Consider the following 14,066-nt stretch of genomic DNA (forward strand, 5'->3'; position numbering starts at 1 on the left):
CCCGCGTTCAGTCGTCGAAGTGCGTCTTGGAACCGGCCGTCGAGGTCGTGGTCCCCAGTGCTCTCAGGGTCGCGTGGTCGGTGGCGGCGATCCGCCCGTCCGGGAGGACGTTCAACTGCAGTCCGGAGTCGTACGCGTACGGAGTGGTGACGTCCAACTGCACAGCGGGGCGCGCGTAGTTGAGCGTGAACGGTTGCATGGTCTCTCCCTGATTCGGCTTTCACGTCCTTATACGAATCGAACGGGTGATTGGTTTCCTCACGCTGAGTAACCATGGGTCGGAGGGGGTGCCGACGGGCACCGCAGAACGGCGTGCCTGTATGCCCGATGACGCCGGAGAAGCCCAGGACGTTGCGCTTCCGCGAGGGAAAGGGAGCGGTCACCCCGCGAGCGACAGTGCGCGCTGCGCCACCGTCAAAGCCTGTTCCGCGTACCCGCGCCCGAACAGCACGGCGTGGACCAGCAGTGGGAACAACTGGTGCACGCCCACCCGGTCGCGCCAGCCGGGCGCGAGCGGTGCCGTCTCCTCGTACCCCGCGAGCACCCGGTCCAGGTGGGGGCAGCCGAAGAGCTGGAGCATCGCCAGGTCCGTCTCGCGGTGTCCGCCGTGTGCGGCCGGGTCGATGAGCCGGACCTCGCCGTCGGCGCCCCACAGCACGTTCCCGTTCCACAGGTCCCCGTGCAGGCGCGCGGGCGGCTCGGCCGGCCCGGCCAGATCCGGCAGACGCGCGCAGACGCGCTCGAACACGGCCGTCTCGCCCGGGCGGAGCGTGCCACGGTCGACCGCGCCGCGCACATACGGCAGCACCCGGTGCTCGGCGTACCAGCCGGGCCAGTCGCCGCCCGGCGCGTTGCGCATGGGGGCGAGGCCGATGAACGCGTCCTCGGGGCCGCCGGGCGGCGGAGCTCCGAAATCCGAGGCACCGGCGGCGTGCAGGGCGGCCAGGGCCTGGCCGAAATGATGCGCCGCATCGGCGTCGGGCCGCCCGGTCGGCACCCGCTCCGTCACCATCCAGCGGTGGTCGTGGCCGAGTACTGCCGGCACCCGGACGGCGCGCGCCTCGGCCAGCCAGCGCAGCCCCGCCACCTCCGCGCGTACGGCTCCGGGTGCGTCACCCCGTTTGACCATCACCGTCGTGCCGTCGTCCAGCGTCACCTCGGCCGGCGATCCGGAGGCCGCCCGTGCGCCGGTGGCCGGGCGTCCGGTGAGCCGGGACGCCACCTGTCCCGGATCCTCACGATCCTCGTCTCGGTTGACCACGGCCCCAGCGTACGGCCCGCAACAGAGGGCTCCCGCAGGCGACTTCGACCATTGCTACGACTGTTTTCGGACAAACCCAGGCGGTCACTACCCGTGCTGATTCGGTACCGCTAGCGTGAGGGCGCCGCGTCGCCACACCAGGGGCACTGGGCCCCGCCGGGACTAGCGCGCGGCGGAGGATTTCCCCTTTGACCACAGCATCCGTGCTGATGGCCGACGTCTTCGAAGTCCAGCCGTACACCTCTCACTGCGAGGTCATCCTGGGCGAGGGCGCGCACGCCGTGATCGGCGTGTCGCCGGGCAACAGCTATTTCTCCGCCCGCCGCCTGCACGACCTCGCCCGCTGGGGACTGGACCACTTCGACAAGGTCGCCTTCGTCTACACCGACCTGTACGTCGCCGAGATGTACGAGGCATCCGGCTATCCACCGGACGAGGCCCGGCGCAAGGCGGTGAAGAACCTGCGCGGTGTGCGCGCCAAGGTCCGTGACGCGGTGTCGGCGGCCGACCCGGAGGGGCTGCGGATGGACTGGCACCCGATGTCCGAGTTCCGCACCAACCCCGCCTACCGGGACATCCACCGGCAGCTCTCGGCGCGCGTGGCTTCCGACGGAGCCTTCCGGGCCGTCTGCGACGCCCTGGTGAATCGTTTCGTCAGTGCATGTGGCGAGACACCGACCGAGGCACGGCGGGCGGTGTGTCTGGAGTACGTGTGCGCCGAGGCGCCGCTGTTCCTGGACACCCCCGCCATCCTCAAGGTGCCCTCCTCGCTCAACTGCTACCACCAACTGCTGCCGATGGCCGAGCTGTTGTACTCCGGATGCGGCCCCGAAGGCAGTCCCTGGCGGGCCGGTCGGCATGCGGTCGCCGGGTGGCCGGGCCGGGAGCGGGCGGTGGTCGTTGGGACAGCCTGGGGCGCAATCCCTGGGGGGACCAGCCAGGGCGTGGTCGTCGACCGGATGGGTTCCGCACCGCCCTGGGCCATCGCGGACCGGCTCGACCGGGAGGACGGGCGGCGGGCGACCCGGTGCGCGCATCTCGGCGATCCCCGACGGGCGGTCCGGGGCTCTGTCAGTGGCCGGCCGGGTGTGTGCCCCGGGTCAGGCCCACCGGGTTGCCCGGTGGCAGCAGGCCCGAGGTCTCGACCATGTGGGCCAGCGGATCCAGCAGGTCGGCCAGGCGTGAGGTGCGGTCGGTGCCGAGGGCGGTCCAGGGCCGTTCGGCCGCCGCGTCCGTCAGCGCCTCGACCTCCGCGCGCACGGCCGCGCCGGCCGGACTGAGCGACCCGTCGGCTTCGAGCAGGCCCTGTTCCCGCAGGCGTGCCCCGGCCGCATCCCAGTCCGCGTGCTCCCACTTGCGCGTCTCCCGCAGGAACGCTCCGTCGGATTCGCCGGCGGCCGTCTTGAGCACCATGGCCTCGACCGGCCCGAGTCCCTGACTCACCAGCACCGCGACATGCGAGTCGCCCCGGTGCTCCCGCAGGGTCGTCAGGCCCTGCCACAGCCGCGCGGTGGGGCGTTCCGGGCGGTCCAGTGCCTGGTTGGCCGCGGCCAGCACCCGCCCCGTGGTGTCCGCCGCCGCGGCGGCCTCCCAGGCGAGGTCGGCAGCCTCGGTGAACTCGGCAGAGCCGACCGTGTCCGCTCCGAACAGGCCGGTCATCGCCGCGTCCAGGGCGTCCTGACGGGCGGCCAGCACATCGGCCGGCGTCGTGTACGTCCAGGCGTCCGGCAGGGCCCGGGCCACCCGGGCGGGATGGAAGACGTAGAAACAACTCGTCACGACGGACGGGGGGACCGCACCGAGCGGCGCGGCCCGCAGCGCGAAGTACCCCATCCAGAATCCGCGCATCCCGAGCGCGTCCGCCGCCCGGTGCGCCTCCGGTGCGAAGTACACGAGATCGTGCACCGGTTCGTACCGCTCCCACAGGGCCCGCGCCATCGCGTCCGCCACCGCTTCCTCCCACCGCGTCGACATGTCGTGCTGCCGGCACCAGACTGCGGTATGACGGCGGTCATAACAAGAGGGGGCGGGGCCTCCCGAGCACGGTCCTGTCGGCGTACCGGATCAGGCCGTCGGGCCTGCGCGCGATGCCGCTCGGGTGTCGTATTCAGGCCGTGTGGGGGCCCGCCCGGCGGGCAGCCGGGGTGGGCGAGGGCGGGGCGCGGGCGCTGGACCGAGTGGGAGCGGCGCGACACGCCGGGTGATTCGCCCGGGTGGCGGACCGCGGACGCGGAATCACTGGGACAGACGGGTGGCACGGTGACCCGGCTGGGTGGCTCGGATGGTGGGAGGTTGCGCGTTCGCTGACGGTGGTTCATGTCGAGGCCGGGTCCATCCAGCTGATGAGGGATCCGCTGCCCGGCCACGACGGAAGGACATCGATATGCGTTCTGCCCGCATGCTTCTGGCCACGGCGGCAGCCACCGCCGCACTGACCTTCGGCGCGCCCGGTGCCGCCTTCGCCGTTCCCGCGGGTGACGACGGAGGCCGCGACGACGCGTCCTACAGCCGGGACCACGACCGCGGTTCCGACGACGACCACGGCCGCGAGAATGATCACGGCGAGAACCACGACAGGGGACGCGGACACGAGGAGCCGCGCGGCGGGATCCACACGGGTGGCGGAGCGCTGACCGCCGTGCGGGGTGACGACCGAGGCGACGACCGTGGCGACGATGACGACCATGGTCGGGGCGAGGACCACGGCCGCGGCGACGACCATGGGAACGATGACGACCATGGGCGTGACGACGACAACGGCCGGGGCGACGACCACGGTCGAGGCGGCCACGACGACGGCCGCGGACACCGTGAGCCGCATGGCGGTGTCCACACCGGTGGCGGTGCGCTCGCCGCGGTGCGCGGTGACGACTGGGGCTCGGGTGGCGACGACGGCGGGTATGGCGGTCGTGACGGCGGCGGTCGTGACGGCGGCGGCTGGGACGGCGGTCGTGACGGCGGCGGCTGGGACGGCGGTCGTGACGGCGGCGGCTGGGACGGTGGCCGTGACGGCGGCAGGCCGCACGGTGGCATGCACACCGGCGGCGGCGCGCTCGCCACTCCGGGCGTCACCGCGGGCGGCCTGGCCGTGCTGGCCGTGGGCGCGGGCGGTATGTACCTGCTGCGTCGCAAGAAGGCCGGCCAGCAGGCGTCCTGACCGAACGACTCCCCCCAGAGGCTGCGGCCGCCGCCGGCGCGCCCACCGCGTCGGCGGCCCGCACCCGCAGGCCTTGCCCCCCGTCTGTGCGGACACCGTCCCCTTGCGCAGGCGCCTCGGTACGTCTCTCCCCGCGCGCCGGGAAATGTTCCGGCGCCCTTGTCCAGATCCCCGTGCTGCCGTGCCCGAGTGAGGTGGTGTCCGATGGCAGCAGATCCCTCCTCCCCGACCTCCGCGAGACCGCAGGCGGACGGGCGGAGTTCCGGCCGAGGCGGGCGGCGGCTGACGCTGTGCGGCGTGGCGATCGTCCTCCTCGCCGTCAGCGTGTTCGGCGGCCACCACACCTCGGACGGCTCCCTGCAGGCGTCCCATGCCGGGGGCGCGGGCGTCGCCGCCCCGGCCGGCCCGCAGCAGGCCGATCCGCAGCAGGCCGATCCGCAGCAGGCCGACCCACGTCAGACCGAGCCACAGCAGGCCGGCCCGGAGCTGCCCAGGTCCGCACCGACTCGTCTGCTCATCCCGAAGATCTCCGTGAACGCCCCCTTCACCACCCTGACCATCGGCGCCTCGGGGCAGCTCAACCCGCCGCCGGCAGGCGACACCAACCTCGTCGGGTGGTACGCCGAGGGCGCCTCGCCCGGCGAGAAGGGCACCGCGATCATCGCCGGGCACGTCGACACGAAGACCTCCGCGGCCGTCTTCGCCCACCTGAACGAGCTGAAGCGTGGCGACCACTTCACCGTGGAGCGCGCCGACGGACGCGACGCCGAGTTCGTGGTGGACGACCAGGAGACGTTCGCCAAGGACGACTTCCCCAGCAAGCGGGTCTACGGCGACGCCCAGCGCCCCGAGGTGCGGCTGATCACCTGTGCGGGGGAGTACGACCACCAGGCGAAGGACTACAAGGACAACCTCGTGGTCTTCGCCCACCTGGTGTGAGCCGGCCTTTACGGATCAGGCGACGCCGTGTGCGAAGGGGCCGCCCGGCCCGAACGCCAGCGCCGCGAACCGCTCGCCGATCCGGCGGTGCGCGGCGGCGTCCGGGTGGAGGCCGTCGGGCAGCGGCAGTTCGCCGAAGTCGGACTCGCCGTACAGCTCACGGCCGTCGAGGTGGTGCAGCCGCGGGTCCTCGGCCGAGCGCTCGCGCACGATCCGGGCCAGCTCCTCCCGGATGACTTCCAGGGTGAGTTTTCCGCTCGCCTTCTCCGCCGGGTCCCCGGCGGCCCGGAACCGCAGCTTTCCCTCACTCAGCGCGGAGAAGTCCGGGAGGCTGGGGCCCGGCGTGTCCTCATGGATGGGGCACAGGATCGGCGAGACGACGAGCAGCGGCGTGTCGGGGTGCCCGTCGCGGACGGTGTCGAGGAAGCCGTGGACGGCGGGACCGAACGCACGCAGCCGCATCAGATCGGTGTTGACCACGTTGATGCCGAGCTTGACGCTGATCAGGTCGGCCGGGGTGTCGCGCAGTGCCCGAGCGGTGAACGGGTCCAGCAGGGCGCCGCCGCCCAGCCCGAGATTGATCAGCTCGGCCCCGCCGAGGGACGCGGAAAGCGCCGGCCAGGTGGTGGTCGGGCTCGCGGCGTCCGAGCCGTGGCTGATGGAACTGCCGTGGTGCAGCCACACCTTGCGGCCCTGGTGCGGTACGGCCTGCACGGGCGCGTCGGTGCGCAGGGCGACGAGTTCGGTCGTCTCGTTGTGCGGCAGCCAGATCTCCACGACCTTGACGGTGCCGGGCAGTCCGGAGAAGCGCACGGTGCCGACCGGGCCCGGCCGGTGCTCGGCCGTACCGGTGGTCATGTCGATGGTGAGCGTGTGGCCGCCGGCGACCCGGCCGCTGCCGGCCGGACGTCCGTCGACGAGCAGGTCGTACACGCCGTCCGGGCGCGGCGGTGCGCCGACGTAGACCCGTTTGGTCGGCAGGGTGTCCAGCTCGACGGTGGTCGCGCGGGTGCGGAAGACCAGCCGTACACCGGAGGGCTGGGACTCCGCCATGGCCAGCTGAGGGTCGGCGCACTGGGCGCGGGCGCGGGCCGGCAGCCGGTGCGGCAGCAGTCCGCTGGCAGTGCGTTCCAGATCGAGGGCGCCGCGCACGAGTTCTGGGGTGAGCGGGGTGGTGTGCATGGTGTCGGCCTGCGTTTCCAGGGGTCAGGGGGTGGGCCAGTTGCGCAGCAGGGAATCGAGGGCGTCCAGGATCCGGGTCCACGACTCCTGGGAGTCGGGGGCGCTGTGGCTGAATCCGCCGGCCGTCTCCAGGCTGACGTAGCCGTGGAAGACACTGCCGAGGAGGCGGACCGCGTGGGTCTGGTCGGGTTCGGCGAGGTCGTAGCCGCGCAGGATCGCCCGGGTCAGCTGCGCGTGCCGGGGGCCGGCGCTCGCGGCGGCCGTCTCGGGGTCCAGCGGGTGCCGGGCCGCCGCGTAGCGGCCGGGGTGCCGGCGGGCGTAGTCGCGGTACACATCGGCGAAGGCGGCGAGGGCGTCCTTGCCGGACCGGCCGGCGAGCGCGTCGGCGGCGCGGTCGGCCAGCTCCTCCAGGGCGAGCAGCGCGATGCGCGTCTTCAGGTCCTTGGAGTTCTTCAGGTGCGAGTACAGACTCGCGACCTTGACGTCGAACCGCCGGGCCAGCGCCGACACGGTCACCTGGTCGAAGCCGACCTCGTCGGCGAGTTCCGCACCCGCACGGACCAGGCGCTCGGTCGTCAGACCAGCGCGAACCATGAGCTGTCTCCCTCCTGCCATAACTGATTATGGAATTGCCTAAAACATTTAGGCAAATGGAGGCGCGCTGTAGCCAGGGGGGAGGCCGAAAGCGATCAGCGAGCCGTGGACTCGCGGATGATCTGCTCGGGCCGGGTGAGCCGGGAGAGCCGGTCCTCGCCGCGTTCGGCCCGGATGCCCATGCGGCCGAGCGGCAGCATGTCGGCGTCCGCCCAGCCGCCCTCGCCCTGCCAGGCCGCCCAGCGCGCCATCCGGGCGAACTGGGCCTCGACGTCCTCCCACCGGTCCCACAGGTCGTCGCAGACCCGCCACATCGTGGCGTGCTCCCGCAGGTGGTCCAGCCGGGCGAGGGACACGTCGGTGCCGGGGGACAGGCTCGGCACGGGCCGAAATTGACTCGCAGACGGCATGAACCGGGACCTACTCTCCCCGGCATGGCAAAGGCACCCGTTCTCACACCCCGGGCGGACGACTTTCCGCGCTGGTACCAGGACCTGATCACCAAGGCGGAGCTGGCCGACAACGGCCCGGTGCGCGGCACCATGGTCATCCGACCGTACGGGTACGGCCTGTGGGAGCGGATGCAGCAGGAGATGGACGCCCGGATCAAGGCGACCGGCACCCAGAACGCGTACTTCCCGCTGCTCATCCCGGAGTCGTATCTGACGAGGGAGGCCGAGCACGTCGAGGGCTTCGCGCCCGAGCTCGCGGTCGTCACCCATGCGGGCGGCAAGGAGCTGGAGGAGCCCGTCGTGGTCCGCCCCACCTCCGAGACGATCGTCAACGAGTACTTCGCCGAGTGGGTGCAGAGCTACCGCGATCTGCCCCTGCTGATCAACCAGTGGGCCAACGTGGTGCGCTGGGAATTGCGCCCGCGTCTGTTCCTGCGCACGACCGAGTTCCTGTGGCAGGAGGGCCACACCGCGCACGCCACGTACGAGGAGGCCCGCGCCTTCGCGGCACGCGTCCAGAGCGAGGTCTACGGCGCGTTCCTGCGCGGCGTCCTCGCCATGGACTTCGTCTCCGGACGCAAGACGGCCCGTGAGCGGTTCGCCGGCGCGCTCAACACCCTCACGCTGGAGAGCATGATGGGCGACGGCAAGGCCCTTCAGATGGTCACCAGCCATGAGCTGGGCCAGAACTTCGCCAGGGCCTTCCGCACGCAGTTCGTGACGCAGGACGGCCGGCAGGAGTATGTCTGGCAGACCTCCTGGGGCTCCACCACCCGCATGATCGGGGCGCTGGTGATGACACACGGCGACGACGACGGGCTGCGTGTCCCGCCCCGCCTGGCCCCGGTCCAGGCGGTCGTCCTCGCCGTCAAGGGCGACGAGGAGGTGCTGGCCGCGGTCCGCGCGATCGGCGACCGGCTCAGGCAGGCGGGAGTGCGCGTCCACGTCGACGACCGCACGGACGTGCCCTACGGCCGACGTGCCGTCGACTGGGAGCTGAAGGGCGTGCCCGTACGGATCGAGGTGGGGCCCCGCGACCTGGAGCACGGCACTGCCATGCTGGTCCGCCGGATCCCGGGCACCAAGGAGCCGGCCGCGACCGAGGCGCTGTCCGCGCTCCTGCCCGAGGCGCTGGAGGACGATCAGGCGCTGCTGCTGGAGCAGTCCCGTCGGCACCGCGAGGACCGCACGGTCGAGGTGACCACCGTCGAGGAGGCCGCGGAGGCCGCCGCCACCGGCTGGGCCCGCATCCCCTGGGCCACGCTGGGCCCGGAGGGCGAGGCCCGGCTCGCCGAGCGGGGCGTCTCCGTGCGGTGCCTGGTCGCGGCCGACGGTTCGGTGCCGGAGAGCGAGGACCAGCCGGGGAACGTGGCGGTGGTGGCGCGGGCGTACTGACCGGCGCGGGCGCTCTCTCCCCATACCGGCCGCCAAGCCGCACCTGGCTGCTGGGAGGCCCCACCACAGGTCATCCCAGCCCGGCAGGGCGTCAGTGCGAGACGAGCTGGCGGTAGGTGGTGCGTCAGGATGCCGTTCCGCGTTCGCGGAGTTGTTCCAGCCGGCGGCCGCGTGGCTCTGCCCTCGGGGCGACGCCGTGCGGCCCGCGACCACCACCCCGCTCTCAGTGGCCCCGCGCGCCCCGGCCGATGCGAGCCCGGCTCGTGGCCGAGCCCACCGCGGCGCGGTCGTCCGGCCCGGACCGGCTCTGCAACCCGGCAGGCCCAGGTCGGCGGACCTGCGACTTGTGCCTGGCGCGGCACAGTGCGACGCTTCGGTCCGCCGGTCGCGACCACGGCCGGCGAGGGCTGTGAGCACGGGCCGGCCGGGGACCGAAACGGGGAGTGGAGCGATGGAGCTGGAGCTGCGGCACCTGCGGGTGCTGTGCGCGATCGCCGACGCCGGCAGTGTGGGTCGCGCCGCGGCACAGCTCGGCTACTCGCAGCCCGCCGTGAGCACCCAGCTGCGGCGCATCGAGCGCCACCTCGGCGAGCCGCTCTTCGAGCGCGGCACGAGCGGAGTACGGCCCACCCGCTACGGCGCGGAAGTGGTCGCCCAGGCCCGTGACGTGCTGACCCGCGCCGACGCCATCGGCCACCGCCCGGCAGCCGCGCGAGCCCGCCGTACCCTGCGCGTGGCGGCGACCAACTCGCCCATGCTGTCCGGCACGATCTCCCGCGTCCGTACCCGGCTGCCGGAGGTGTCCCTCGCCGTCACGAGCGTCTACGCCTCCTCGCGGATCGTCGAGCTGCTGGAGGAGGGCGCGGTGGACGCGGCCATCGCCGCCGATTATCCGGGCATGGAGCTGCGCCACTCCAGCACGGTGCGGCACCGCGGGATCGTCACCGAGCCGACGTTCGTCGCCCTGCCCTCCCGGCACCGGCTGCGGCAGTGCGCCCAGGTCCAGCTCGCCGATCTGGCCGAGGACGCGTGGTTCGTGACCCCGGACGACGGCGCCGGCTGGCCCGGGGTGTTCTACGACGCCTGTGCGGCGGCCGGTTTCACGCCGGTCACCGTGCATGAGTTCCTAGGCGACCAGACCCAGCTGCAGAGCATGATCGCCGACGGCCTGGGGGTGTCCCTCGTACAGCCGACGCTGCGGCCCATCCCGCATGTCGTGGTCAAGCCGTTGGCCGGTTCCCCGCTGTGGTGCCGCTATGTGCTGGTCTGGCGGCCCGACTCCGTCACCGAAGAGGCCGTGGAGGCACTGTCCCAGTCCGCGACCGCCGCCTATCGCGACCTCGTCGCCCAGGCACCCCATCTGCGGGCCTGGGCCTCGCGCACCTGGAGCGTCACCGGAGCGTAGCGGCAGGTCAAAGACGCACCTCGATGTTATGCGTGCGCAGTGTCATGTGCTATGTCACACGGCATTGTTGGGCCAGGTGGCCCGCTGAGACAGTGCCTCACACGCCTCAACACCCCACAGAGGCGCATCCCTTCGTGGAGGAATCCAGATGCGCTATCGCTTCGCGCTGCCCAGACGCATGCCCGGCCGCAGCCGCCCTCGCACGGCCGCGCGCACGGCCGGTGCCGCGGTCGTCTGTGTCGTCGTGGCCGGACTGCTGTCCACGCCCGCGATGGCGGCCCCGCAGCAGCCGCACACCGCTGCCGCCACCGCGCCCCGAAAGCATGTGCCCACGCCGTCGCCGACCGGTGCGACCACCCCCGTCACCGAGCGTCCCGCGAGCCAGTCCCGGCGGCTCAGCCCGGCCGAACTCCCGCCTCTGCAGCCCCTCTCGGCCCACCCGGCCCGAAGGCCGGCCAAGGCGGCCTCCTGCACCCCGGCCGACTTCGGCAGCCGTACCGGCTCCGCCCTCGTGTCCTTCGTGAAGGCCTCGTCCACGGACTGCGTCAACACCCTCTTCTCGGTGACCGGCAAGGACGCGCACGACGTCTTCCGCCAGACCCAGATGCTCAGCGTGGCGGCCGCGTACACCCGCACGGCCAAGCTGTACCGCGGCGACAACTCGGGCGGTCTGGAGCAGCTGGTCCTGTTCCTGCGGGCCGGTTACTACGTGCAGTTCAACCACTCCGCGGACGTGGGCGCGTACACCACCCGCCTCACCACGGCCGTCACGGCGGGCCTGGACGCCTTCTTCGCCCGGTCGCACTCGCGTGATGTCACGGCGGTCAACGGCGACATCCTCGGCGAGAGCGTCATCCTCACCGACAGCGCCGACCAGCAGGGCCGCTATCTCTCCGTGTACCGGCGGCTGCTGAACGACTACGACAGCTCGTACGACTCCGTCGACAGCATGGTCAGGGCCGTCAACGACGTCTACACCCCGCTGTGGCGCGGCAACTGGAACCCCGACTACGTCAAGGCGGTCGAGGCCGACCCGGGCATCATCGACACCCTGGACGACTTCGCGCTCGCCAACACCGACCTGCTCGGCACCGACCGGGCGTTCCTGGACTCCAACGCCGGGATGAACCTGGCGCGTTACGTCGAGCACCCCGAACTGCAGGACTTGGTCCGCCCGTTGACCAAGGACCTGCTGGAGGAAACCGCGATGACCGGCCCCACGGCCGGGCTCTGGGTCGCCGTGGCCACGCAGGCGAACGCTTATGACAGCGCCAACTGCGCCTACTACGACGTCTGCGACCTGCCCGGCAAACTCACCAGGGCCGTCCTGCCGGTCAGCCGCCACTGCGACGCGAACGTCAGCATCCTCGCCCAGTCGCTGACCGCCGCCGACCTCGACGCCGCCTGCGCCAGTGTGCTGAACCAGAGCGCCTACTTCCGTGGTGTGGTGAAGGCCGACGGAGCGATACCCGGCCAGTACGTGTCGACCATCCAGCTCGTGGTCTTCGCCGGCCGCGCCGACTACCAGACCTACGCCGGCCCGATCTACGGCATCAGCACCGACAACGGCGGCATGACCCTGGACGGCGACCCGTCCGACCCGGCCAACCACGTCACGTCGATCATGTACCAGAAGAACTACGACGACGGCTTCACGGCCCGGATCTGGAACCTCAACCACGAGTACACGCACTTCCTCGACGGCCGCGACGACATGAAGGGCGCCTTCGACCAGCAGATCTCGGTGCCGGACATCTGGTGGATCGAGGGCCTGGCCGAGTACGTCTCCTACAGCTACCGGGGTCTCGCCGACGACCAGGCCACCCAGGAGGCCGGCAAGCACACGTACAAGCTGAGCACCCTGTGGCAGAGCACGTACGACAACAGCGACGTGATCCGCACCTACCCGTGGGGCTATCTGGCCGTGCGCTACATGGCCGAGAAGCACCCTGACGACCTCCAGCGCATGCTCGCCCGCTTCCGCGTCGGTGACTACGCCGGCGGATACGCCGTCTACCACGACGGCATCGGCACCCGCTACGACGCCGACTTCGACCAGTGGCTCACCGCGTGTGCCGCGGGCGCCTGCGCCAGGCCCGCCAAGGCCTGACCGCACGCGCCCCAGCGAGGCGGCCGCCGACCGGAAACCCCGGTCGGCGGCCGTACGCGTATCGACGAAACGGATCAGACCGCCGTCGCCGGGTACGTCGGGTACTCCACGCCCGACACGTGCTGGACGACCCGGACCACCTGGCAGGAGTAGCCGAACTCGTTGTCGTACCAGAGGTAGAGGATCGCGTTGTCGCCGTCTACCTTGAGGGCGCCGGCGTCCACGATCGAGGCGTGGCGCGAGCCGATGAAGTCGCTGGAGACCGCGTCGGGCGCCGTGATGAAGTCGATCTGGCGCTTGAGCGGCGAGGTCAGCGACACCTCGCGCAGGTAGTCGTGGACCTCCTCGCGGGTGGTCTCGCGGGCCAGCTGCAGGTTGAGGATCGCGATCGACACGTCCGGCACGGGGACGCGGATCGAGCTGCCGCTGATCTTCGCCTTCAGGTCCGGCAGCGCCTTGGCGACCGCGGAGGCGGCACCGGTCTCGGTGATCACCATGTTGAGCGGAGCGGAGCGGCCACGGCGCTCGGACTTGTGGTAGTTGTCCAGCAGGTTCTGGTCGTTGGTGAACGAGTGGACAGTCTCCACGTGACCGCGCAGCACGCCGTACTCGTCGTCCATCGCCTTCAGCGGCGGGACGATCGCGTTGGTGGTGCAGGAGGCGCAGGACAGGATCTGCTCGTCCGGCTTGATGGTGTCGTGGTTGACGCCGTGCACGATGTTCGGGACGTCGCCCTTGCCCGGCGCGGTCAGCACGACCTTCTCGATGCCGGGGCGCAGGTGCTTGGACAGGCCCTCGCGGTCGCGCCACTTGCCGGTGTTGTCGATGAGGATGGCGTCCCGGATGCCGTACTCGGTGTAGTCCACGTGCGACGGGTCGTCGGCGTAGATCACCTTGATCTCGTTGCCGTTGGCCACGATCGTGCTGGTGGCCTCGTCCACGGTGATCGTGCCCTGGAACTGGCCGTGGATGGAGTCGCGGCGCAGCAGCGAGGCGCGCTTGACGATGTCCTCGGCGCCGCCGCCGCGCACCACGATGGCGCGCAGGCGCAGGCCGTTTCCGGAGCCGGACTTCTCGATCAGCAGGCGGGCGACGAGCCGGCCGATGCGGCCGAAGCCGTACAGGACGACGTCGCGCGGCTCACGGCGCTCGATCTTGTTGGCACCGGTGGCACCGGCGACGGCCTCGGCGGTGAACTGCTCGACACTCAGACCACGCTCGTCGGCCTTGTACATCGTGGCGAGCATGCCGAGGTCGATCTGAGAGGGCCCGAGGTCGAGGGCGGTCAGGGCCTCCAGGAACGGCATGGTCTCGGTGACCGACAGCTCCTCGCCGTCGATCTGCCGGGCGAAGCGGTGCGTCTTGAGGATGCTGACCACCGACTTGTTCACCAAGGAGCGGCTGTGCAGCAGGACGGTCACGTCCCGCTCGCGGTGCAGCTTCCCGATGAGCGGGATCATCGACTCCGCGATCTCCTCGCGGATCTTCCAGTTGGTGAACGAGTCGTCGTTGACAGTCACGGATCCATCTTTCGAGCTAGGGAGCGCTCATATGGTAACCACACCTCTCAA

Annotated in this window: 13 protein-coding genes and 1 pseudogene; 6 read left to right on the top strand and 8 right to left on the bottom strand. The window is 71.4% G+C overall.

From position 1 onward, the window contains the following. Positions 1-7 precede the first annotated feature (7 nt). Complete coding sequence (gene tgmA, locus ACZ418_RS17770) at positions 8-199, bottom strand: putative ATP-grasp-modified RiPP (protein ID WP_020938095.1); 192 nt, start codon at positions 197-199, stop codon at positions 8-10. A 180-nt stretch (positions 200-379) separates the two neighbouring features. Next, positions 380-1,222, bottom strand: a complete 843-nt coding sequence (locus tag ACZ418_RS17775; protein WP_468364369.1) for a fructosamine kinase family protein — start codon at positions 1,220-1,222, stop codon at positions 380-382. A gap of 248 nt (positions 1,223-1,470) precedes the next feature. Here ACZ418_RS17775 and ACZ418_RS17780 point away from each other — a divergent pair. Then, positions 1,471-2,106: pseudogene (locus tag ACZ418_RS17780) on the top strand (cyclodityrosine synthase); the annotation flags it as partial. Between the two features lie 226 nt (positions 2,107-2,332). On the opposite strand, the gene ACZ418_RS17785 reads toward ACZ418_RS17780, so the two are convergent. Then, positions 2,333-3,235 (bottom strand): SCO6745 family protein, encoded by a 903-nt coding sequence (locus tag ACZ418_RS17785; protein WP_468363334.1) that lies wholly within the window; start codon positions 3,233-3,235, stop codon positions 2,333-2,335. 340 nt (positions 3,236-3,575) lie between these two features. After that, positions 3,576-4,286 carry a hypothetical protein gene (locus ACZ418_RS17790; protein WP_468363336.1) on the bottom strand — a complete coding sequence of 237 codons (711 nt, stop codon included), beginning with the start codon at positions 4,284-4,286 and terminating at the stop codon, positions 3,576-3,578. A 6-nt stretch (positions 4,287-4,292) separates the two neighbouring features. On the opposite strand from ACZ418_RS17790, the gene ACZ418_RS17795 reads away from it, so the two are divergent. Beyond that, entirely contained in the window at positions 4,293-4,418 is a 126-nt protein-coding gene (locus ACZ418_RS17795; RefSeq protein WP_468363338.1) for a hypothetical protein, read from the top strand. Between the two features lie 204 nt (positions 4,419-4,622). Continuing rightward, a complete protein-coding gene (locus tag ACZ418_RS17800; RefSeq protein WP_468363340.1) occupies positions 4,623-5,357 on the top strand; it encodes a class F sortase in 735 nt (244 codons plus the stop codon). Between the two features lie 15 nt (positions 5,358-5,372). On the opposite strand, the gene ACZ418_RS17805 is transcribed toward ACZ418_RS17800, so the two are convergent. From ACZ418_RS17805 to ACZ418_RS17815, 3 genes are all read right to left on the bottom strand, one after another. Beyond that, positions 5,373-6,539: a GDSL-type esterase/lipase family protein gene (locus ACZ418_RS17805; RefSeq protein ID WP_468363342.1), complete on the bottom strand. Its 1,167-nt coding sequence runs from the start codon at positions 6,537-6,539 to the stop codon at positions 5,373-5,375. A 24-nt stretch (positions 6,540-6,563) separates the two neighbouring features. Further along, the gene (locus ACZ418_RS17810) at positions 6,564-7,133 is read right to left on the bottom strand and encodes a TetR/AcrR family transcriptional regulator (protein WP_468363344.1); all 570 of its coding nucleotides are present in this window, start codon (positions 7,131-7,133) and stop codon (positions 6,564-6,566) included. A 95-nt stretch (positions 7,134-7,228) separates the two neighbouring features. After that, complete coding sequence (locus ACZ418_RS17815) at positions 7,229-7,516, bottom strand: hypothetical protein (RefSeq protein WP_468363346.1); 288 nt, start codon at positions 7,514-7,516, stop codon at positions 7,229-7,231. Positions 7,517-7,567: 51 nt separating this feature from the next. Between ACZ418_RS17815 and proS the strand changes: the two genes are divergently transcribed. From proS to ACZ418_RS17830, 3 genes are all read left to right on the top strand, one after another. Next, on the top strand, positions 7,568-8,980 hold the full coding sequence (gene proS, locus ACZ418_RS17820) for a proline--tRNA ligase (protein ID WP_468363348.1): 1,413 nt from the start codon (positions 7,568-7,570) through the stop codon (positions 8,978-8,980). 451 nt (positions 8,981-9,431) lie between these two features. Then, positions 9,432-10,385, top strand: coding sequence for a LysR family transcriptional regulator (locus ACZ418_RS17825; protein ID WP_468363351.1), 954 nt, complete (start codon positions 9,432-9,434; stop codon positions 10,383-10,385). Between the two features lie 148 nt (positions 10,386-10,533). Next, entirely contained in the window at positions 10,534-12,495 is a 1,962-nt protein-coding gene (locus tag ACZ418_RS17830) for a collagenase (protein WP_468363354.1), read from the top strand. A 74-nt stretch (positions 12,496-12,569) separates the two neighbouring features. Here the strand turns inward: ACZ418_RS17830 and ACZ418_RS17835 are convergent, their stop codons facing one another. Further along, positions 12,570-14,015 carry a glyceraldehyde-3-phosphate dehydrogenase gene (locus ACZ418_RS17835; protein ID WP_468363357.1) on the bottom strand — a complete coding sequence of 482 codons (1,446 nt, stop codon included), beginning with the start codon at positions 14,013-14,015 and terminating at the stop codon, positions 12,570-12,572. Between the last annotated feature and the right edge of the window lie 51 nt (positions 14,016-14,066).

The organism is Streptomyces sp. NPDC030820 (genome assembly GCF_055572075.1).